The following is a 19,332-nucleotide window of genomic DNA, read 5'->3' on the forward strand; positions in this document are numbered from 1 at the left end:
GAAGCCTGTTAACAGGCTTCTCTTTGTCATTTAGTCAGATCCAACCGGATAGGGAAAGAATATTCTACTCTTACAGGCACACCATCCTTAAGCCCAGGCTTCCACTTTGGAGCCCTTTTTATCAGATTGACCGCATTTTCACCTGTACCATATCCCAAGTCCCGAGACACATTGATATTGCTTAATGAACCGTCGCTCTCAACGACAAAAACCACATAAATTGTCCCCTTTACGCGTGCATCTATTGCTGCTTGAGGATAGGTAAAATTATTACCGACCCATTTTCTAAAAGCATCTATTCAACCTTCTGGTTCTGGTTGCGTATCCAATTTCTCAACCGGTTTACCTTTAGCATCCTTTGAAGCAAAACCAATTACAGTAACTTCTTTAATATCATCTTTGTATACCTTTTGTTGCTGACCGTAGAATACCCCCCGTTCGTCTTTAGTCGCATTCCGAGACAAGGTCCATGTTCTATTTAACGCCCCTTCTTTTTGTGGAGATAATTCATTCGCAATTTTAGTGGTGATAATTACCACACCTTCCTTACCCTTTGTACCGTAAATACTTTCAGCGGATTTATCTTTCAGCACAGAGATACTGTGAATGCTGCTAGCCTCTAAAGTTGATAAGTCAAAATCCACAGGCATTTCTCTACCATCAATAACAAATAACGGATTAGCTTTATTCATCTCCCCAACACCACGGATAACAACTCGTCCGAGCCCAGACTTTGTGGTGTCAACGGCTCCCAACCTAACTCCACTGACTTTCCCCTGCATTGTTTTCGCCGCCTTACCCGATTTGCTGACAATTAAGAGAACCCCGTTCTTTCCCTTATCCCCGTACAAAGCCATTGCAGATTTATCCTTCAACACGGTAACACTCTCTATATCATCGGGAGCTAAATTCTTCATCTCTTCACTCTTCACAGGTACTCCATCCAATACAGTCAATACATCTCCAAATCTCACATCACCCTGTATAAACAGTTGATCCCCATTAGTTCCTCCTATAGGAAATCCCTTTTCATTAGCTGCCACCTGTAGGGTATCAGCCTTATAAGAGATCCCAACAATTTCATCTTTCAAGGTATCCTGAGCAGAGACAAGCTGTTCTGTTTTAGATATCGGCAGTACCGCATCCACCGGAATAGCTTGCACTGTTTCCACCAATTCTTCAATTTTTCCTTCAGCATTGCTCACCGTAAAACTAGCTCCAGCTAAAATCACAATTGGCAATAGAAAAGCATACTTGCTCAACTCAATCTTGGCGGAGCGTCTTTTGTTCATCATCATAATACGCTTTTTTAAGGTTTTAAAATTAAACTGATTACCGATAGCCACAGTAGCTCCCTGCTTAGTCACCGTCAGCAATGAATATTGATAGGTCTGTCGATCCACTCCTTTATCCAGCACCTGTTGATCAGTCAGGAATTCCAGATTTTGACGTACAGCTTTGCGCATAAGCCATACGAAGGGGTTATACCAACATCCTATCAATAGTATTTCAAACAAAAGAATATCCACCGTGTGAAGGCCTTTCACATGAATATCTTCATGCTTGAAAATATCAAACAGCTCAGGATCCTGATGTTGATCCTGATGGATATATATTTTATTGAAAAAAGAAAAGGGAACAATTGGAAACAACACATTCCTAAAAAAATAATGCTGCCACTTTGAGGGCTTAGAATAAACATGTATACGTAATAAGCTGATGAGTTGCATGCTCAACTTCAACAGCAAGATACCAGCTCCTACTGCCAGAGCAGCCAAGAATAAATGTCCAACTGTTAAAATCGAAACATCCTGCTCCGGTAGATAGTACTCTACATAATCCAACATCAAAGGAAGATGTATAGCAACATCTTCTTTAAACCAACTATGAATAGCCAAAAATGGATAAAATAAAGAATAGCCTCCTCCCACAAAAAGATATACTCTATTCAGTCTGTAAAACGTCAGTTTCCTCAATAGCAAGACGTAGCCTAAAAACACGATAGCCAACAAGAGGTTGACCTGCAGAATATATGTCAATATACTTTCCATAATTAATTTATCACAGTTATCCCTTCAAATGTCGTTCTGATTTCTGAATCCCCGTAACGCTGCACAATGCGATAAGGGATCATCGATGCCTTATCCACGTAAACACGATATACAAAGTCATATTCCGTCGTCATTTTATCAAATGCAGCACCCAAGTTTTGGATTCTCCTTTTACCTATGTTGCACACGAATACGTATGCATCTTTTTCCTCTCTAACTTCCCGGATTATATCATCTGTCTCCAAAAGTAAGGGTATTACATTGCGTAAGGTTACTAATGAATTATAAAGTGAACTCAATCGCTGTAACTCTAATATGGCCTCGCTCCCACTTCGCTCCTCTACCATTACCCCAGCCAAGTTTTTCTCCTGGTACTCCTCGTCGGCAAAACAAAATATTCGGTCCCCATCTAAGATTTCGAAGTTAAAACCAAACAGATCCTTATTGAAAAAAACAAGCTTTGTCTGCCATTGCTGTTTTGTATAATCTCTAGTACCTGCTCCCATATCCATAATCCAACTCTCTCACCATTTTATATTGAAACTTCCCCACTACTATCCGTTCATAAACACGACTTAACAAAGAGTCTACTTCGACAGCGATGGCAGAATTTACACCTAAAAAGACAATTATCACCAACAACTTAACTGGGGCCATAACATTACGATTTGCCGCTTTTAATCATATCCATGATCTCCTTTAACTCTACTTCCGACAATTTTTCTTCTTTAACAAAGAAAGACACCATTTCTTTATAGGAATTACGAAAATAATCGCCAACAAAAGAACTCATATACTTCCCTTTATACTCCTCTTCCAAAATTACCGGTTCATACCGTTTCGCATTTGCATAACGCACGGGCTTTACATACCCCTTTCTTTCCAGATTTTTTATTGTTGATGCCAAGGTCGTATAGGGCACAGGCTCCCCTTTCATATTATCCAATATCTCCTTAATAAAGCCCCCTTTTAGTTGCCACACTGACAACATAGCCTGTTCTTCCTGAATGGTTAACTTCTCTATTTCCATATTACTAAATACTATTACTACGCAATTCTACGAAACAATCGTAGCAACTACAATGTTTTTTTGTTTTTTTTATAAAGCGTAGGCCCTGCAGCTTATTAATAATAAAAAATAAATAAATGACTGAATTGGATATGTAACAAAAGCCGGATCAGTGAAAATTTTGCAATTTTTACCAATAAATGTCATTTAAAAATTAAACTATGGATTATTTTGTCATTCATTTTTATATTTTTGTGAATACACATAAAATTTTGATTATGTCTGAAACAGCATCCTTTACTTTAAATGGCAAAACACTTGAATTTCCTGTTATCACAGGAACTGAAAATGAAAAAGCTATTGATATTTCAAAACTAAGAGATCAATCAGGATATATTACCATAGATCCTGGATTCAAAAATACAGGCGCAGCTAAAAGTGCAATTACCTTTTTAGATGGTGAAAAAGGGATATTAAAGTACCGCGGTTACAAAATTGAAGATTTAGCAGAAAAATCCACCTTTTTAGAGGTTGCTTATTTATTAATTTTCGGAAACCTTCCTTCTAAAGAGGTACTGGAGCAATTCAGGACAGATATCAAACAACAGATGATGGTACACGAAGACATGAAAATGTTTTTCGCTGGATTTCCGTCAAAATCACACCCTATGGGACAGCTATCCTGTCTAGTAGGTGCACTATCCGCTTTTTATCCAGAATCTCTAAACCCGAATCAATCGGAAGAGGAAGAATACAAGACGATCATCAACTTACTGGGCAAAATGCCAACTATCGTATCTTGGATTCAAAAGAAATCACTAGGCCATCCTGTAGTATACCCAAAGAAAGATCTAGGATACATCGACAACTTCATGAATATGATTTTTGGCGAGGTAAATTGCGATAAAATATTTGACGAGGCGGTATTAGACGCCATGCGAGTTTTGTTGATCCTTCATGCTGACCACGAACAAAACTGTTCAACATCCACTGTCCGTATCGTGGGATCATCCAACGCGAACTTATACGCGTCAGTGTCTGCAGGTATCAATGCTTTATGGGGTCCCCTTCACGGTGGTGCTAACCAAGCGGTGATCGAGATGTTAGAGGACATCAAAAATGATGGCGGTGATGTAGAAAAATACCTAGCAAAAGCAAAAGATAAAAACGACCCTTTCCGTCTAATGGGCTTTGGCCACCGGGTGTACAAAAACTTTGACCCACGTGCCAAAATTATTAAAAAGGCTGCCGATGATGTGCTAGAGAAGCTAGGCGTAAAAGATCCAGTCTTAGATATTGCTAAAGGACTGGAAGCGGCGGCACTAAGCGATCAGTACTTTATTGACAGAAAATTATATCCAAACGTTGACTTTTATTCCGGTATCATTTATCGCGCGTTAGGATTTAAATCAGATATGTTTACGGTATTATTTGCTTTAGGCCGTCTTCCGGGATGGATCGCACAATGGAAAGAAATGCGTGATAATAAAGAACCTATTGGACGTCCAAGACAAGTTTATACAGGCGAGACAGACCGTCAGTATATAGACCTCGACAAACGATAACAATTAAAAAAGGCAGAAATTCAAGTTTCTGCCTTTTTTAATTGTTATCAGCCTCTTCCCACCATTCGCTACTTTGAAGCCCATCAATCTCTCGACGATCACGCTTTGTTGGTCTTCCAGCACCGCGATCACGCTTCAAGACTGGTGCATGAAAGGTGGATTTAAATCCATAGGTATCCTCAAGAGGTGTCTGATCGGAATAATGAGCAGCTGCAATTTTAGCATCACCCCTTCGTTCCAGCAATCCTGTAACCAAAATCACCTTACGCTCAATCCCCTTCTGAATGCTATAGGTTTCCCCAACTTTGACAATATAAGAAGCCTTAACATTGGCGCCATTCAATTTAACACGCCCAGCCTTACAAGCCTCAGTTGCTAGGCTACGCGTCTTAAATAGACGAATAGCCCATAAATATTTATCAATACGTAGTTTTTCATTTTCACCTGCCATAAAACAAAAATACCGCTTTTCTAACAAAAAAGAAATCTCCCTCGAACTGCTGTAAAGCCAGTAAGCAACATCGTACACCAAATTGATAGATTGCAAATTAAAAAAAACCTACAATCCGGACTCAATCCCATCATTCCTAGCGAATAATTACGCTAGTCATTGGGTGAATACAAAGCATTTTTTCTAAGTTTGTAACTGAAAAAATAGTCATAACTAACACCGTAAAAAATGCAAAACTTGCAAAAACTAGTCGAAGAAGCTTGGGAAGAAAGACACCTTTTAGAATTTAAAGAATATTTTGAAGCCATACAAACTGTCATCATGAAGCTGGATAACGGCGAACTACGTGTCGCCGAACCTGTAGGTGACCGTTGGCACGTAAATGACTGGATTAAAAAAGCAGTTATCCTATATTTCCCTATACGTGAGATGAAAGAGATCGAAAACAAACCTTTCGTCTATCACGACAAGATGAAGTTAAAAACAAACTACAAAGAATTAGGCGTACGTGTTGTACCTGGAGCATCAGCACGTTATGGGGCCTATTTAGCTAAAGGAGTTATTATGATGCCTTCCTATGTTAACATAGGCGCTTATGTAGGCGAGGGCACTATGGTAGACACTTGGGCTACCGTTGGTTCTTGTGCGCAGATAGGAAAGCATGTTCATCTATCCGGAGGAGTCGGTATCGGTGGGGTACTAGAACCCGTACAGGCTGCACCTGTCATTATAGAAGACAATGTATTCGTTGGTTCTCGTGTTATTGTGGTAGAAGGTGTTCATGTAGAGTCCGAAGCTGTTCTAGGAGCCAATGTTGTATTAACAGCATCAACCAAAATCATAGATGTATCCGGTCCTGAACCGATAGAGTATAAAGGTCGAGTACCAGCGCGGTCGGTAGTAATCCCTGGATCCTACACCAAAAAATTCCCTGCAGGAGACTATCAAGTTCCTTGTGCGTTGATTATTGGTAAACGCAAAGAGTCTACAGACAAAAAGACATCTCTAAACGATGCATTACGTGATCACAACGTAGCTGTTTAAGATATGAACAGACCTTTTGTTGACAAAGAAGACATAAATCAAGCCTTAGAAACCTTAAAAAAAGGAGGATTGATTTTGTATCCCACAGACACGATCTGGGGTATAGGCTGTGATGCGACCAATCCAGATGCTGTTGAAAAAGTATTTGCTTTAAAAGGCAGAGATTTGAGCAAAAGTATGTTGATTCTATTACATAACGATAACCAATTAGCAAGCTACGTCCGCGAAATTCCAGAAGTAGCCTACGAGCTAATGGACACCTTCGATAAACCGCTCACAATCATCTATTCAGGAGCCAAAAACCTTGCTCCAAATGCCATCGCGCAAGATGGTACAATAGGAATTCGTATCGTAGCGCATCCCTTCTGTCAACAACTTTTACAACGTTTCAAAAAACCCATTATTTCAACATCAGCAAATATCAGTGGACAACCTTCTGCAACCACCTTTGACCAAATAGATAACTTGATCAAGGAAAATGTAGATTATATCGTTAAATTTGGACAAGAAGATAATACCCCTGGTCAACCCTCTGTTATTATGAAGCTAGATCCCAGTGGCAAATTCGAATTCCTACGTAAATAAGAAAATATGAAATATCCATTTATCCATTGCTACATGGATATTCCATATGACACTTAAAGAACAAATTTTATACATATGAACAAGTTAGCATCAATTTTTATCTTTCTATTCGCAATGACGACTATGGTATCAGCGCAACAGTCAATCCAACCTGCTAAAGCCGGTGTAAACTATGGAAAGGCTATTGAAAAGAAAAATGCAATATCTGTCAAAGCTTTAGAAACGACATTAAAAGAAAAAGGCAACTATACCGGAAAAGTGGAAGCACAGGTTGTAGAAGTATGCAAATCAAAAGGCTGCTACATGACTTTAAAACGCGAAGGGGCCGAACCTATCACTGTTCGGTTTACAGATTATGGCTACTTTGTGCCACAAGATCTTATCGGTAAAACCGTAGTGGTTGAAGGCAAGGCAAAAATCAAAGAGCCTAAACAGGACATTAGCTTTATTGCCGATGGCGTACTCGTTATCAAGTAAATCATCCATTTTTCCATCATTAAAGAAGGCGCTTTTTCAGAAGCACCTTCTTTTTTTGGAATCTTCTCAACCTTATGCAAACATTCCATACCGCTCCATGCTCTTCTATTAACGCCAATGGCACTTTGGTAACGTTCGAAAGTCCCCTAATCATGGGAATTCTAAATGTTACACCAGATTCTTTTTTTGACGGCGGTCAACACAACACGCTAGAGGCTGCATCAAAGAAAGCAGAGCAATTGATAAGTCAGGGGGCCGACCTACTTGATATAGGAGCCTACTCTTCTAGACCGGGGGCCTCGCTCATCTCTATCCAAGAAGAGATAGACCGTGCCTTACCGATCATTGAATATATTGCAACCAATTTCCCGGACACCATTTTATCCATAGATACGTTTCGTGCTGAGGTAGCTCGGGCTGCTATTCAAGCCGGCGCACACATTATCAATGATATATCGGGTGGAAATTTGGATGATGATATGTTTAATACTGTAGCCAAGCTCCAGGTTCCTTACATCCTTATGCACATGCGGGGTACTCCAGAAACCATGCAACAACTCACGGACTATGGAGACATCGTTGAAGATATTGCCGTCTATTTTGGCGAACGTATTGCCCAATTGAGATCACTGGGCGTCAGAGACCTTATCCTAGACCCTGGCTTTGGCTTTTCAAAGACTATAGCTCAAAATTACGAACTATTGCATCGCATCGATGAATTACACTACATGGGGCTTCCACTACTTGGTGGAATTTCAAGAAAATCAATGATATATAAAAAGCTAGAAATAACTCCCCAAGAATCACTCTCAGCGACAACTGCACTGAATACAGTTTTACTCCGAAATGGAGTACAACTATTACGGGTACACGATGTTCTTGAAGCAAAACAACTCATCCAATTATTTTACAACCAATAGACTTGAAGAGATATAAAGATATACTTACGATTGGCTTCGCGTTATTTGCTATGTTCTTCGGGGCGGGCAATTTGCTACTTCCACCCTTTATCGGTCTACAAATAGGCCCACACATCTGGATTACAATCATAGCCTTCGGGCTCACGGGGATTTTGCTTCCCTTTCTTGGGGTTTTATCTATTGTACAATCTGGAAATTCAATTCAGGATTTAGGGAATAAGGTACATCCACTATTAGCCCCGATCTTGGGGGCTGTGATTATGCTATGTATCGGGCCACTTATTGCCATACCAAGGACTGCGGCTACCACTTTTGAAGTTGGTCTCTTACCGCTATTTCCAACACTGAATCCGATTTGGTCTGCTGTTCTCTTTTTTTCCATCACTTGGGCCCTAACAATTGTTCCTTCCAAAGTTGTTGATATTATAGGCAACTTCCTGACACCGGTACTACTGCTGTTATTATTGTTACTGATAGGTGTAGGCATTAGTAATCCACTCGGCCCCTATTCTGCAACAACACTTTCATCTTCTGAAGCCTTTGCCTTAGGCTTCACCGAAGGATATCAGACACTCGATGTACTGGCATCAGTCATATTTGCTGGTATCATCATTACTGCCGCTCAAACAAAAGGATATCATCAGACCTCCGAAAAAAGTAAGGTCGTGATTGCATCAGGAGCCCTTTCTGCCATCTGTTTGTTCCTTATTTATGGAGGCTTACTGTATCTAGGTTCGACCTCCAATATTTCGAATACAAGCATTAGCAGATCTGCTCTATTAATACATATTGCAAAAAGCAATCTAGGCGATTATGGAATGATTGCAATAGCTTTTAGCATTGCGCTTGCCTGCCTGACTACTGCAATTGCGTTAACATCTGCCGTAGGTTCATTTTTCTCGCAACTGACAAATGGAAAATTAAGCTACAAAAACTTAGTTACAACTTGCTGTCTGGTATCCGCAGCATTATCCATCACAGGTGTAGATAATATCATACGGTTTGCATACCCCCCATTGGCATTTGTCTATCCTATCGTTATCACGCTCGTTCTCTACATCGTTATTTTCGGGAGATTCGTAAAGTCTAAACTGCCTTACATTGGCGCCTTGAGTGCCTCTGCGATAATTGCATTTCTGAATCTGTTTAACGTATTGGGCATTTGGTCAAAAGAACAGCTTACCTTTTTTAATAACATTCCTTTTTTCGAAATGGATTTAGGTTGGGTATTACCTTCAATTATCGGATTTGGAATAGGTTACCTAACTAGTTTATTCTATTCAAAAAAAGACACCCCTAGCAAAGGCTAAGAGTGTCTTTATGATTGAAAAATTCGAGTTCTTAACGCACCACACTTCCGTTTGTAATGGTCGTTTGTGGATTGACAAAATCCAATCTTCCATCTGCATCTTCCGCCATTAATATCATTCCTTGAGACTGGATTCCTTTAATCTCCCGAGGCTCTAGATTTACCAGAATTGAAACCTGTCTACCGACAATATCTTCAGGTGCGAAAAATTCAGCTATCCCCGATACAACCGTACGTTGATCGATTCCTGTATCAATCTTAAGTTTCAATAATTTCTTTGTTTTAGCGACTTTCTCCGCTTCCAATATCGTTCCCACACGGATATCCAATTTCATAAAATCATCGAAATTTATATTCGTTTTTGCAGGAGCTACACTGACGGCCGCTTTCGCATTATTTGCTTTAGCAGCAGCCAACTTCTCTAATTGAAATGCGACCTGTTCGTCCGTTATTTTATCAAACAACAATTGTACTTCACCTAAAACATGACCCTCAGTGATAAGATCTGAAGTCCCTGCTTTATCCCATTCCCGCGTAGAAAGCTGTAACATATCAAAAAGTTGAGTAGCTGTCTTCGGTAGAAAAGGCTGTGCCAAGATCGCTAAATTTGCCACGATCTGCGTAGCCACATTAAGTACGGTTTTCACCCTTTCTTCGTCTATCTTGATCACTTTCCAAGGCTCCTCATCTGCCAAATACTTATTCCCTAAACGGGCTGCATTCATGAAATGACTTAATGCCTCTCTAAATCTATAGCTTGACAAAGATTGTTCTATCAACGCCGGATATTTCGACAACTCATCAAAGACAGCGTTATCCACTCCATTGTAAGCACTTCCTTTCAACACTTTTCCGTCAAAATATTTGTGCGACAACACCATAACCCGATTGACAAAATTACCAAAGATAGCAACAAGCTCATTGTTCACACGTGCTTGAAAATCCTTCCACGTAAATTCGCTATCCGAAGTCTCCGGCAATATAGAGGTCAGTACATAACGTAATTCATCCTGTTTCCCTGGAAATTCTTCCAAATATTCATGCAACCATACGGCATGATTACGAGATGTCGATAACTTATCGCCTTCTAGATTCAAGAATTCATTTGCAGGCACATTATCTGGCAAAATATACTCTCCGTGCGCATGCAATATGGCCGGAAAAATAATACAGTGAAATACGATATTATCCTTACCTATGAAGTGAATCAATGTCGCGTCGTCCTCTGGATTCGATTGCTTTTTCCAATAGCTCTCCCAATCTTTTCCATTATCTATAGCCCATTGCTTTGTAGCCGAAATATAGCCTATCGGGGCATCCAACCATACGTACAATTTCTTTCCTGTAGCCTCTTCCAAGGGTACATCGACTCCCCAATCTAAGTCACGTGTCATAGATCGAGGCTGCAGGCCTGATTTCAACCAAGATTGACATTGACCAAAGACATTCGACTTTAGTACATCTTTCTTACCGTCGATTAACCATTTTTCCAACCAAGGCTGATATTTATCCAATGGTAAATACCAATGCTTTGTCTCCTTTAAAATTGGTGTTTTACCACTCAAAGTAGATTTCGGATTAATCAGATCTGTAGGACTTAAAGAAGTTCCACACTTCTCGCATTGATCCCCATAGGCACCTTCATTCTGACAATGCGGGCAGGTACCTGTAATATAGCGATCCGCTAGAAACTGATGAAATTCTTCATCGTAATACTGCTCCGAAAACTTCTCAATAAATTCGCCCTTTTCATAAAGGTTCAGGAAAAACTCCTGCGATAATTCATGATGAATAGGTTCCGATGTACGGTGATAAATATCAAAAGAAATTCCAAAATCTTCGAAAGACTCTTTTATCTGTTGATTATACTTATCAATTATCTCACGAGGAGTAACCCCCTCCTTTTTAGCTTTAATGGTGATCGCAGCCCCGTGTTCGTCCGAACCACAGACATAAACCACATCCTTATTATTCAATCGTAAGAAGCGCACAAAAATATCCCCAGGAATATACGCTCCAGCCAAATGTCCTATGTGCAAAGGACCATTGGCATACGGTAACGCTGAGGTGATGGTATAACGTTTTTTAGATAAATTGCTCAAGATATTGTACTTTTAATGGTAATACTAAAAATTAAATGGTAACATTGTTTACAAAGATAACTCAATTTGCGCTTAATAAATAAGAGCCCGTTTAGATTTATCCCATAAAAATACTTATCTTTTATGATATAGGATTAAACACGACTCTAAAAGCTTTTAAAACAAAGATGAATACGCCTGCATATCTAAAAAAAGGAGATAAAATCGCCATATTATGTCCAGCAAGTTATATCTCCGGAGACCTAACACCAGCCTATAATATACTCCTCGACTGGGGACTTCAACTTGAAATTGCCCCCTCCACCGAAGCGCAGTTCCATCAATTCGCTGGCAACGACGAACTACGAGCACAGGATTTACAACAGGCTCTGGATAATCCAGATATCAAAGCCATTATTGCCGGACGAGGTGGGTATGGCTCCGTCCGTTTGATTGATAAATTAGACTTTTCAGCGTTCAAGAAAAAACCCAAATGGATCATTGGCTTTAGCGACATTACCGTAATTCACAGTCATATCCAACGACAATTCCAGCTGCCCACAATTCATGGTCAGATGGTGAAATCGTTCTTAGAAGCCAGTACCGAATCGCTACAGACTTTAAAAAACACACTCTTTGGAAAAAATCCAGATCTTCACTACAATACACCAAATCCGAATAATCGCGACGGACGCAGTCGAGGCATATTAACAGGAGGAAATTTAGCTATTTTACAAAGCATACTAGCCTCTGCTTCCGATGTCGATTACAAAGACAAAATTCTATTCCTAGAAGACGTTGGTGAATCCTATTACAATATCGATCGTATGCTATGGACACTGAAAAGGGCAGGAAAACTGGACAAACTGAAAGGACTTATTATAGGAAGCTTCACTTCACTCAAGGACGCTGATCCTCCTTTTGGACAGACTATAGAAGAGATTATTATAGATAAGGTTAAAGAATTTCATTATCCGGTTGCTTTCGACTGCCCTGCAGGACATATAGACGACAACAGGGCACTAATTTTTGGCGAGGAAGTAGAACTAACAGTAACAGGAGAAAAAATAGCAATTACCTATCCAAATAGAAAATGAGCACAGTCAGCACAAAAAAAGATATTGCCCTCCTGCTAATACGTGTCACGATAGGTCTCACGATGTTGATCTTTCATGGATTACCCAAATTAATGGGTGGGGCAGAAAAATGGGAAAAGATAGGGTTATCTATGGGCAATTTAGGTATAGACTTCTTTCCCGCTATTTGGGGATTCTGCGCTGCTATTGTTGAGAGTTTAGGCGCTTTATTCATTGCCCTCGGATTATGGACTAGGCCCAATAGCATCTTATTAGCTTTTACGATGTTAATTGCTACGATTTCGCATTTAACCGTTGGTGATGGATTTAATGTCGCCTCGCATGCTATCGAGCTTATGGCTGTATTCATTGCACTATTTCTTATGGGACCAGGGAAATATAGTGTTGACAAAAGGTAACAACAATTAACATATTTTGTCCAAACTAAGCCATCTATTCATTAGAATAGACACTTCCAAATTTAAAAAATTTCAAAAGTTAGGTTTATTCATCACTAAATAAATAAGATTTATTGAAAAATTAGTAAAATAAACGATAGATATCGGTCATTATAAGCATTTTTTACAAAAATAAACTTTGTTTATTTTCATTTTGCTATTGTACCTACCTTAGCTTCGTAAAACAAAATTATGGTAATAATGGAGCTACGTGAATTTGGGACAAAGAGTTCTTCATTCGATTTGAATTCAATTGGGTTAAATGCAGGAACAATACACTGGAACTTAAGCAACGAAAAGCTTACTGCTCAAACCCTAGAGCTAGGACAGGGCACATTAAATGACAAAGGAGCTCTTTGCGTAAATACCGGCAAATTTACCGGCAGATCACCTAAAGACAAATTTGTTGTAAAGGACAGCCTTACCGAAAACAGTGTGGACTGGGGCGACATTAATATCGCAATTTCAAAAGAAATTTTTGATAATCTATATCAAAAGATGCGTTCGTTTCTAGCAGGAAAAGAGGTTTGGATAAGACATTGTTATGCTGGAGCAGACCCGACATATAGATTAAATGTAACAGTGGTAAATACGATGCCTTGGGCGAATCTGTTCTGTAATAATCTTTTCATCAGACCTACAGAAACAGAATTAACGACTTTTGAAAAAGAATGGGTTATTCTTCAAATACCGGAGTTTGAAGCAGATCCAGCAGTAGACGGCACAAGATCAGCAAACTTTACAATTGTAAATTTTAGCGAAAAAGTTATTTTAATAGGTGGCACAGCGTATACAGGGGAAATGAAAAAAGGAATTTTCTCAGCTCTTAATTTCATCTTACCACACCAATATAATGTATTACCGATGCACTGTTCGGCCAATGAAGGAAAAGACGGTGATGTGTCCTTATTTTTTGGGTTAAGTGGCACAGGTAAAACTACGCTATCAGCGGATGCAAATAGATCTCTTATTGGTGATGACGAACATGGATGGGCAGAAAGCTCTGTTTTCAATTTTGAAGGTGGATGCTATGCAAAATGTATCGATTTGAGTCCAGAAAAAGAACCGGAAATTTATGCCGCAATTAAACCAGGTACATTGTTGGAAAATATTTCCTTTTTCAAAGATAGTAACATCGTAGACTTTGCTGACGCAAGTGTCACCGAAAATACCCGTGCAGCATACCCGATAGATTATATTCCTAATGCGAAAGAACCTTCTTTAGGTGGAAAACCTAAAAATATATTCTTTTTGACATGCGATGCTTTCGGTATACTTCCTCCGATATCGAAGTTAACGAAAGCACAAGCTATGTATCATTTTATATCAGGATACACCGCGAAAGTAGCTGGTACTGAAGTAGGTATAACCGAACCGCAAACAACATTTTCTGCTTGTTTCGGACGTGTATTTTTACCTCTTCATCCTACAAAATATGCAGAGCTTTTAGGCGAAAAATTAGAAAAAAACCCAGATGTTAATGTGTGGCTTATCAATACGGGATGGACAGGTGGAAAATATGGAGTAGGCAAGCGTATGAACCTTAAATATACACGTTCAATGATTAACGCTGCAATGCGTGGTGATCTGGACGACGTTGAATACGTACCGCATGTAGTTTTTGGTCTACTTAAACCACAGTCATGCCCTGGTGTTCCTCCAGAAGTGTTAAATCCTAGGACGACGTGGACAGATACAGATGCTTACGACAAACAGGCCCTAGCACTTGCACAGCTTTTCGTCAACAACTTCAAACAATATGAAGATGAAGCTAGTGAAGAAATCCGTTCCGCTTCGCCCAGAACATCTTTATAATCTTTTAAAAAAAAGCGCCCCAAGGGGCGCTTTTTTTTAAAAGACTTTGCTATGCCAACTTTCTTTAAATGGAATCTCCCATTGCGTAGCGAGCTCAAATGAATCTTTTATCAGATTATTAAACACAATAGTATCGGCAGTCACAGCCCCCTTTTTAATCAAGGACTCAAATTCTTCTCGATCTGTCAACATCACCTCACCGTTATTTCCTCTAAAAGAAACCTTCATGCGATCAAAAAAATCCACACTGATATCCTGACCAAGTTTCTTCAAGAAATGTACAGACTTGTCGATCGAACAGCCCGTAACTCCTGCCAGTTGCTCATTAACCTCCAGTACTAAAAAAAGATTATACCGGAGACTACCTGTACCAGCCAATGCCGATCCATGTGCAGTCCAAGATGAAACAAAATCAGCCAAGGCTGTTTCGACAAACCGAACTTCTTCATCCGTTAGAAACCTATTCGCCTGATATATCCAAACTCTATTCATTCTTTTAGTACTAATCACCCTCTAACCTTATAACTCTGTAACTTTATAACCTTATAACCTCTTAGCCCTAATGCACATAATACGGAGATATCATCAAATATACCACCACACCGGTTACCGCAACGTACAACCACATTGGATAGGTAATACGTGCTAATCGTTTGTGTCGCTCATATGCGCCGGCAATTCCTCGTACAAACGTGAACAACACGAATGGAATGATCACCACAGAGAGAACAATATGGGAGATTAAAATAAAAAAGTAAAGATACCGGATAGCTCCTTCACCACCAAAGGAAGTCGATACAGAAGTCATATGATAAGCTACGTACATCAACAAAAATAGAGACGAACATAGCATACAGATTTTTATCAAATTCTCGTGTAGTTTTAACTGACGTCGCTTAACAGCCGATACCGCCCAAACCAACAATACCGCCGTAAGGCCATTGATAGTCGCATAAATAGGTGGCAAAAATGATAATGGTTTTACATCATATCCCAACTTAGGCAAATTTACGCCAAATAAAGCCGCCACAGCTAAAGGAATAACTATGGACAATGTCCAAATCCATCCCTTGTATTTTTTTTCTTCTTCTGTCATTGCCATACTTATTTCTTTTCTACTTTTAAGGGATTATTCCGAGCTTCCTCCACCAATTGTACTTTTATTTCATCTTCTAAACGCTCGATATTAGATTTCAGGTTAATATCGTAAAATCCACGTATCCTACGTTGAGAATCTATTAATATATACTGATTACTAATCGTAAACTTTCGCGCTTCGTTGGCCTTCTGCAAAGCATCGCTTAACAACTCTCCCCGTACATACCCCAAGATATCACCACTTCCCCGAAGTACGAACCAATTCGCTTCGAGACCAGACCTGAACTGAGCCAATGTCTTCTCCAAATCTACGGAACTGTCTGCGGTATCCACAGAGATCGAATAAAACTTTACCTTATGATTATTTTTAAAGCGCTCGGCGACGCTACGTAAGTTCTGTAACATCGCTACAGACAACCCTTTGTCTGTAGCATAAAAAGTGTGGACGACAGCTATGGAAGAATCGGGGGCTAAAAAGTGAACCGAATCTCCTTTGATATCCAACAAAGAAATGGGCTTAATTTGATGAAAAACCGTATCCGGAATCTCTCGGCCCATCTTCCGGTTCATCTTACCAGACAAATGCTTCTCACCGTACACGGGCAGTTTCAAATAGGTATTTGATCCTATTTTATTCAGCGCTATATACAAAAATCCTGGCACTAGGAGTACTATTGCCAGGATTATGAAAGTCGAAATATTCTTTCTTCTCGTTTTATTTTGCATTACTACTTATTTGGAAAAAGCGCATGCTCTTGAAGATGATGTAACAGATAATCTCCTTCTACTAAAAGCAAGATAATAAAATAAATAATAAAAAGGAATACGATAGAACAGGTTACAATAAAACCAGACTTCTCAAACTTCAAGTGCATAAAGAATGCTACAATATAATAAGCCTTTACAAGTGTTAAGACGATATAAATTGTATTAACTAAAGCTCCCTTTTGCATGATCTGCCAATGATGAACAAAGCCCAATGCAATTAAGAACTCTAAACATGTAAGCGCTAATAAGACAAAAAATACAGACCAAATACGCTTCTTATCCATGCCTTCCCCATGCTCGTGTGCATTATGTCCAGCTATATGTTCGTTATGTGCCATTTCTTTAGATAAATTTCTTAGTTAAAAATTAGATTAAGTAGAAGAATGTAAATACGAATACCCACACTAAATCTACAAAGTGCCAATAAAGACCTACTTTTTCTACCATCAGGTAAGTTCCTCTTCTTTCAAAGGTATTATTCAATGTCATACACAGAATAATAATATTCAAAAGGATACCTATAGATACGTGAAAACCGTGAAAACCAGTAATCGTAAAGAATAAGTTTGCAAACTGCAATGCCGCGGTATAGGAAATATCATTCGTAAAATAAGGTCGTAACGTCTCGGCAATCAACGCAGGGTCCGTCATACCTGTAGCAGGGTTTCTTCCAAACCAAAATCCTTGGTGATGTAAGTGAGACCATTCCAAAGCTTGACAGCCGACGAACATCAGACCTCCCAAAATAGTCCACAACATCCATTTCACGACCTCTTGCTTAGCGTTCCGATGACCTGCCTCTACAGCTAACACCATAGTAACAGATGACATAATCAAAATAAAAGTCATGATACCTACGAAAACCAATGGTTGGCCAGAATCAGCTATTCCTGGGATAGATTGAAATACCTTATCGGCATCAATCCAAGTAGGCTGCGCGAATTTCTGAGCTCCATAATAAATTAGGAATGCTGAAAATGTAAAGGCATCCGACACCAAGAAAAACCACATCATGATCTTTCCATACTCTAAGTTCCAAGGTGACTTACCACCATTCCATGGTCCGTCTTTAACCTTATCCAATTGCGATACAGTTGTACTCATTGTTTACTATTATTGATTCAAAAGTAAGAAAACATATATATAAATCCATAAAAGATCTAGAAAATGCCAAAAAACAGCAGCTAGATCCATTCGAAACACATTATCCCCTTGAGGAATACCGCGAATCGCACCTAATAAAGCACGAAGCAAAACGAAAATTCCTGCGACAATATGTAAAAGGTGTAATCCGGTAAAGATGTAGATGAAGGATTGTGATGCGTTATTGTTAATAAAATACACACCCTGCGACGTCAATACCTTCCAAGCTTGTACCTGCAATACAAAAAATACGATACCGAGAATAACTGTAAACAGCAACAACAGTTTCTGTTTACCGATATTCCCAACTTTAGCAGCAGCATACGCTAAATGCAACGTTATACTACTGACGATAATAGTTAATGTACTATAAATAAAAGCCTGTGGTAAAATAGTTTTAATTCCCTTATCTACGCCACTAGCGGTATAAACTATAAATCCGCTAGAAAGGGCCGCGAACATCATAAACATACCAATAATTCCCAACCAAAGGTTAAACTTCTTGGCTTTTCGCGATTGTTCTAAGTCTTCTAAGTCCATTGCTATATTTCCCATCTTTAATTAAAAGGAATAAAATCAAATAAAAGCACCAGCTGCGTCAGCGGTAAATACAAAAAGGAAACATACATCACCTTCTTGGCCGAAGCATCCGTACGTAACATATAATGTTGATAACCGTACCAAGTAAAGGCCAATCCTCCTATCAGTGAGACTGCCGTAAAAGCAAGGCCTCCAAATCCGTAATACATCGGCAGAAAGCCAACAGGAATCATCAATAAAGCCGAAATCATAATCATCGCAGCTGACGTTGAGTCCTTTTTTGTGGTCGGTAGCAATCGAATACCAGCCTTCTTATAGTCTTCGTCTGCAACCCAAGCAATGGCCCAAAAATGTGGGTACTGCCATACAAACTGAATCGCAAACAAAACCAAAGGCGTTATTACAACCGCCGCCTCGCTAACCGATGCATATGCCAAACCAAATCCTGCGGATTTAAAAGCCGCATAATAGCCGATTAAGGGTGGTAGCGCTCCCGGTATAGCACCGACAAAAACTGCTATTGGCGATTTTTGTTTCAACGGTGTATATACAAAAGCATATAGGAATATGGAAAAAACAGATAGTAGCCCAGCGATAAAATTCAACTGCACCAATACCATCGTACCCAATATCCCCATAAAAACGCTCAATACCAATGCCTGGCCTGTAGTCATCCTACCCGAAGGCAAAGGGCGATCCATTGTGCGTTTCATCAACTTATCGATATCCTTCTCAATGATTTCGTTAAATCCATTAGCTGCTCCCGTAACCAAGAAGCCACCAATAGTTAACATCAACCAATTGAACCACATTACTTCACCCTGCTGTTTCGCTCCAATTAAAAACGAAATAGATGCGGAAAAAACAACAGTTAACGTTAATCTTAATTTGACTAATTTGTTAAAATCAGAAATAAAAGTACTCATTTAATTCATCACCTCC

At 39.4% G+C, this 19,332-nt stretch carries 23 protein-coding genes; 9 read left to right on the top strand and 14 right to left on the bottom strand.

Annotation, left to right across the window (positions count from 1 at the left end; all coding sequences use genetic code 11):
- Positions 1-26 precede the first annotated feature (26 nt).
- From G7B20_RS05845 to G7B20_RS05865, 5 genes are read right to left on the bottom strand one after another with little or no spacing between them, the layout of a single operon-like run.
- The gene (locus G7B20_RS05845) at positions 27-299 is read right to left on the bottom strand and encodes an energy transducer TonB (protein ID WP_164110113.1); all 273 of its coding nucleotides are present in this window, start codon (positions 297-299) and stop codon (positions 27-29) included.
- Entirely contained in the window at positions 300-2,051 is a 1,752-nt protein-coding gene (locus G7B20_RS05850) for a TonB-dependent receptor plug domain-containing protein (protein WP_164109243.1), read from the bottom strand.
- 2 nt (positions 2,052-2,053) lie between these two features.
- Positions 2,054-2,563: a hypothetical protein gene (locus G7B20_RS05855; RefSeq protein WP_164109245.1), complete on the bottom strand. Its 510-nt coding sequence runs from the start codon at positions 2,561-2,563 to the stop codon at positions 2,054-2,056.
- Positions 2,541-2,708, bottom strand: coding sequence for a hypothetical protein (locus tag G7B20_RS05860; protein WP_164109247.1), 168 nt, complete (start codon positions 2,706-2,708; stop codon positions 2,541-2,543). Before G7B20_RS05860 ends, G7B20_RS05855 begins: the two co-directional genes overlap by 23 nt.
- A gap of 4 nt (positions 2,709-2,712) precedes the next feature.
- A complete protein-coding gene (locus G7B20_RS05865; RefSeq protein WP_240452816.1) occupies positions 2,713-3,081 on the bottom strand; it encodes a BlaI/MecI/CopY family transcriptional regulator in 369 nt (122 codons plus the stop codon).
- A gap of 257 nt (positions 3,082-3,338) precedes the next feature.
- Here G7B20_RS05865 and G7B20_RS05870 point away from each other — a divergent pair, with 257 nt between their 5' ends.
- Positions 3,339-4,625, top strand: coding sequence for a citrate synthase (locus G7B20_RS05870; RefSeq protein WP_164109249.1), 1,287 nt, complete (start codon positions 3,339-3,341; stop codon positions 4,623-4,625).
- Positions 4,626-4,662: 37 nt separating this feature from the next.
- On the opposite strand, the gene G7B20_RS05875 is transcribed toward G7B20_RS05870, so the two are convergent.
- Complete coding sequence (locus tag G7B20_RS05875) at positions 4,663-5,076, bottom strand: RNA-binding S4 domain-containing protein (protein WP_164110117.1); 414 nt, start codon at positions 5,074-5,076, stop codon at positions 4,663-4,665.
- A gap of 228 nt (positions 5,077-5,304) precedes the next feature.
- Here G7B20_RS05875 and G7B20_RS05880 point away from each other — a divergent pair, with 228 nt between their 5' ends.
- The 5 genes from G7B20_RS05880 to brnQ all read left to right on the top strand — a co-directional run bounded on the left by G7B20_RS05880 (position 5,305) and on the right by brnQ (position 9,412).
- Entirely contained in the window at positions 5,305-6,120 is an 816-nt protein-coding gene (locus G7B20_RS05880; protein WP_164109251.1) for a 2,3,4,5-tetrahydropyridine-2,6-dicarboxylate N-succinyltransferase, read from the top strand.
- A 3-nt stretch (positions 6,121-6,123) separates the two neighbouring features.
- Entirely contained in the window at positions 6,124-6,705 is a 582-nt protein-coding gene (locus G7B20_RS05885; RefSeq protein ID WP_164109254.1) for an L-threonylcarbamoyladenylate synthase, read from the top strand.
- A gap of 75 nt (positions 6,706-6,780) precedes the next feature.
- On the top strand, positions 6,781-7,182 hold the full coding sequence (locus tag G7B20_RS05890; RefSeq protein ID WP_164109256.1) for a DUF4920 domain-containing protein: 402 nt from the start codon (positions 6,781-6,783) through the stop codon (positions 7,180-7,182).
- Positions 7,183-7,256: 74 nt separating this feature from the next.
- The gene (gene folP, locus G7B20_RS05895) at positions 7,257-8,102 is read left to right on the top strand and encodes a dihydropteroate synthase (protein ID WP_164109258.1); all 846 of its coding nucleotides are present in this window, start codon (positions 7,257-7,259) and stop codon (positions 8,100-8,102) included.
- Positions 8,103-8,104: 2 nt separating this feature from the next.
- The gene (gene brnQ, locus G7B20_RS05900) at positions 8,105-9,412 is read left to right on the top strand and encodes a branched-chain amino acid transport system II carrier protein (RefSeq protein ID WP_164109261.1); all 1,308 of its coding nucleotides are present in this window, start codon (positions 8,105-8,107) and stop codon (positions 9,410-9,412) included.
- Between the two features lie 31 nt (positions 9,413-9,443).
- On the opposite strand, the gene metG is transcribed toward brnQ, so the two are convergent.
- Positions 9,444-11,513: a methionine--tRNA ligase gene (metG, locus tag G7B20_RS05905; protein ID WP_164109263.1), complete on the bottom strand. Its 2,070-nt coding sequence runs from the start codon at positions 11,511-11,513 to the stop codon at positions 9,444-9,446.
- Between the two features lie 167 nt (positions 11,514-11,680).
- On the opposite strand from metG, the gene G7B20_RS05910 reads away from it, so the two are divergent.
- The 3 genes from G7B20_RS05910 to pckA all read left to right on the top strand — a co-directional run bounded on the left by G7B20_RS05910 (position 11,681) and on the right by pckA (position 14,841).
- Positions 11,681-12,589 carry an LD-carboxypeptidase gene (locus G7B20_RS05910; RefSeq protein WP_164109265.1) on the top strand — a complete coding sequence of 303 codons (909 nt, stop codon included), beginning with the start codon at positions 11,681-11,683 and terminating at the stop codon, positions 12,587-12,589.
- A complete protein-coding gene (locus tag G7B20_RS05915) occupies positions 12,586-12,987 on the top strand; it encodes a DoxX family protein (RefSeq protein WP_164109267.1) in 402 nt (133 codons plus the stop codon). The genes G7B20_RS05910 and G7B20_RS05915 overlap by 4 nt, the downstream gene beginning before the upstream one ends.
- 240 nt (positions 12,988-13,227) lie before the next feature.
- Positions 13,228-14,841, top strand: a complete 1,614-nt coding sequence (pckA, locus tag G7B20_RS05920; RefSeq protein ID WP_164109269.1) for a phosphoenolpyruvate carboxykinase (ATP) — start codon at positions 13,228-13,230, stop codon at positions 14,839-14,841.
- A gap of 36 nt (positions 14,842-14,877) precedes the next feature.
- Here the strand turns inward: pckA and G7B20_RS05925 are convergent, their stop codons facing one another.
- From G7B20_RS05925 to cyoE, 7 genes are all read right to left on the bottom strand, one after another.
- Positions 14,878-15,333 carry an ABC transporter ATPase gene (locus G7B20_RS05925; RefSeq protein ID WP_164109271.1) on the bottom strand — a complete coding sequence of 152 codons (456 nt, stop codon included), beginning with the start codon at positions 15,331-15,333 and terminating at the stop codon, positions 14,878-14,880.
- Positions 15,334-15,400: 67 nt separating this feature from the next.
- Positions 15,401-15,943 (bottom strand): DUF420 domain-containing protein, encoded by a 543-nt coding sequence (locus tag G7B20_RS05930; protein ID WP_164109273.1) that lies wholly within the window; start codon positions 15,941-15,943, stop codon positions 15,401-15,403.
- A 2-nt stretch (positions 15,944-15,945) separates the two neighbouring features.
- Positions 15,946-16,665 carry an SCO family protein gene (locus G7B20_RS05935; RefSeq protein ID WP_164109275.1) on the bottom strand — a complete coding sequence of 240 codons (720 nt, stop codon included), beginning with the start codon at positions 16,663-16,665 and terminating at the stop codon, positions 15,946-15,948.
- 2 nt (positions 16,666-16,667) lie between these two features.
- Positions 16,668-17,045, bottom strand: coding sequence for a cytochrome C oxidase subunit IV family protein (locus tag G7B20_RS05940; protein ID WP_164109276.1), 378 nt, complete (start codon positions 17,043-17,045; stop codon positions 16,668-16,670).
- A 28-nt stretch (positions 17,046-17,073) separates the two neighbouring features.
- Positions 17,074-17,811 carry a cytochrome c oxidase subunit 3 gene (locus tag G7B20_RS05945; protein WP_164109278.1) on the bottom strand — a complete coding sequence of 246 codons (738 nt, stop codon included), beginning with the start codon at positions 17,809-17,811 and terminating at the stop codon, positions 17,074-17,076.
- A 9-nt stretch (positions 17,812-17,820) separates the two neighbouring features.
- Complete coding sequence (locus G7B20_RS05950; protein ID WP_164109280.1) at positions 17,821-18,405, bottom strand: heme-copper oxidase subunit III; 585 nt, start codon at positions 18,403-18,405, stop codon at positions 17,821-17,823.
- A 2-nt stretch (positions 18,406-18,407) separates the two neighbouring features.
- Positions 18,408-19,316, bottom strand: coding sequence for a heme o synthase (gene cyoE / locus G7B20_RS05955; RefSeq protein ID WP_164109282.1), 909 nt, complete (start codon positions 19,314-19,316; stop codon positions 18,408-18,410).
- Positions 19,317-19,332 lie beyond the last annotated feature (16 nt).

Source organism: Sphingobacterium sp. xlx-96 (assembly GCF_011007365.1).
Lineage (GTDB): Bacteria > Bacteroidota > Bacteroidia > Sphingobacteriales > Sphingobacteriaceae > Sphingobacterium > Sphingobacterium luzhongxinii.

Coding starts and splice junctions, on each gene's coding strand:
- G7B20_RS05925 (WP_164109271.1), bottom strand. CDS start 15,333: ATGAATAGAGTTTGGATATATCAGGCGAATAGGTTTCTAACGGATGAA.
- G7B20_RS05875 (WP_164110117.1), bottom strand. CDS start 5,076: ATGGCAGGTGAAAATGAAAAACTACGTATTGATAAATATTTATGGGCT.
- cyoE (WP_164109282.1), bottom strand. CDS start 19,316: ATGAGTACTTTTATTTCTGATTTTAACAAATTAGTCAAATTAAGATTA.
- G7B20_RS05935 (WP_164109275.1), bottom strand. CDS start 16,665: ATGCAAAATAAAACGAGAAGAAAGAATATTTCGACTTTCATAATCCTG.
- G7B20_RS05910 (WP_164109265.1), top strand. CDS start 11,681: ATGAATACGCCTGCATATCTAAAAAAAGGAGATAAAATCGCCATATTA.
- G7B20_RS05850 (WP_164109243.1), bottom strand. CDS start 2,051: ATGGAAAGTATATTGACATATATTCTGCAGGTCAACCTCTTGTTGGCT.
- G7B20_RS05865 (WP_240452816.1), bottom strand. CDS start 3,081: ATGGAAATAGAGAAGTTAACCATTCAGGAAGAACAGGCTATGTTGTCA.
- folP (WP_164109258.1), top strand. CDS start 7,257: ATGCAAACATTCCATACCGCTCCATGCTCTTCTATTAACGCCAATGGC.
- G7B20_RS05855 (WP_164109245.1), bottom strand. CDS start 2,563: ATGGATATGGGAGCAGGTACTAGAGATTATACAAAACAGCAATGGCAG.
- G7B20_RS05890 (WP_164109256.1), top strand. CDS start 6,781: ATGAACAAGTTAGCATCAATTTTTATCTTTCTATTCGCAATGACGACT.
- G7B20_RS05930 (WP_164109273.1), bottom strand. CDS start 15,943: ATGGCAATGACAGAAGAAGAAAAAAAATACAAGGGATGGATTTGGACA.
- G7B20_RS05915 (WP_164109267.1), top strand. CDS start 12,586: ATGAGCACAGTCAGCACAAAAAAAGATATTGCCCTCCTGCTAATACGT.
- G7B20_RS05950 (WP_164109280.1), bottom strand. CDS start 18,405: ATGGGAAATATAGCAATGGACTTAGAAGACTTAGAACAATCGCGAAAA.
- G7B20_RS05880 (WP_164109251.1), top strand. CDS start 5,305: ATGCAAAACTTGCAAAAACTAGTCGAAGAAGCTTGGGAAGAAAGACAC.
- G7B20_RS05885 (WP_164109254.1), top strand. CDS start 6,124: ATGAACAGACCTTTTGTTGACAAAGAAGACATAAATCAAGCCTTAGAA.
- G7B20_RS05940 (WP_164109276.1), bottom strand. CDS start 17,045: ATGGCACATAACGAACATATAGCTGGACATAATGCACACGAGCATGGG.
- G7B20_RS05945 (WP_164109278.1), bottom strand. CDS start 17,811: ATGAGTACAACTGTATCGCAATTGGATAAGGTTAAAGACGGACCATGG.
- G7B20_RS05870 (WP_164109249.1), top strand. CDS start 3,339: ATGTCTGAAACAGCATCCTTTACTTTAAATGGCAAAACACTTGAATTT.
- G7B20_RS05860 (WP_164109247.1), bottom strand. CDS start 2,708: ATGGCCCCAGTTAAGTTGTTGGTGATAATTGTCTTTTTAGGTGTAAAT.
- pckA (WP_164109269.1), top strand. CDS start 13,228: ATGGAGCTACGTGAATTTGGGACAAAGAGTTCTTCATTCGATTTGAAT.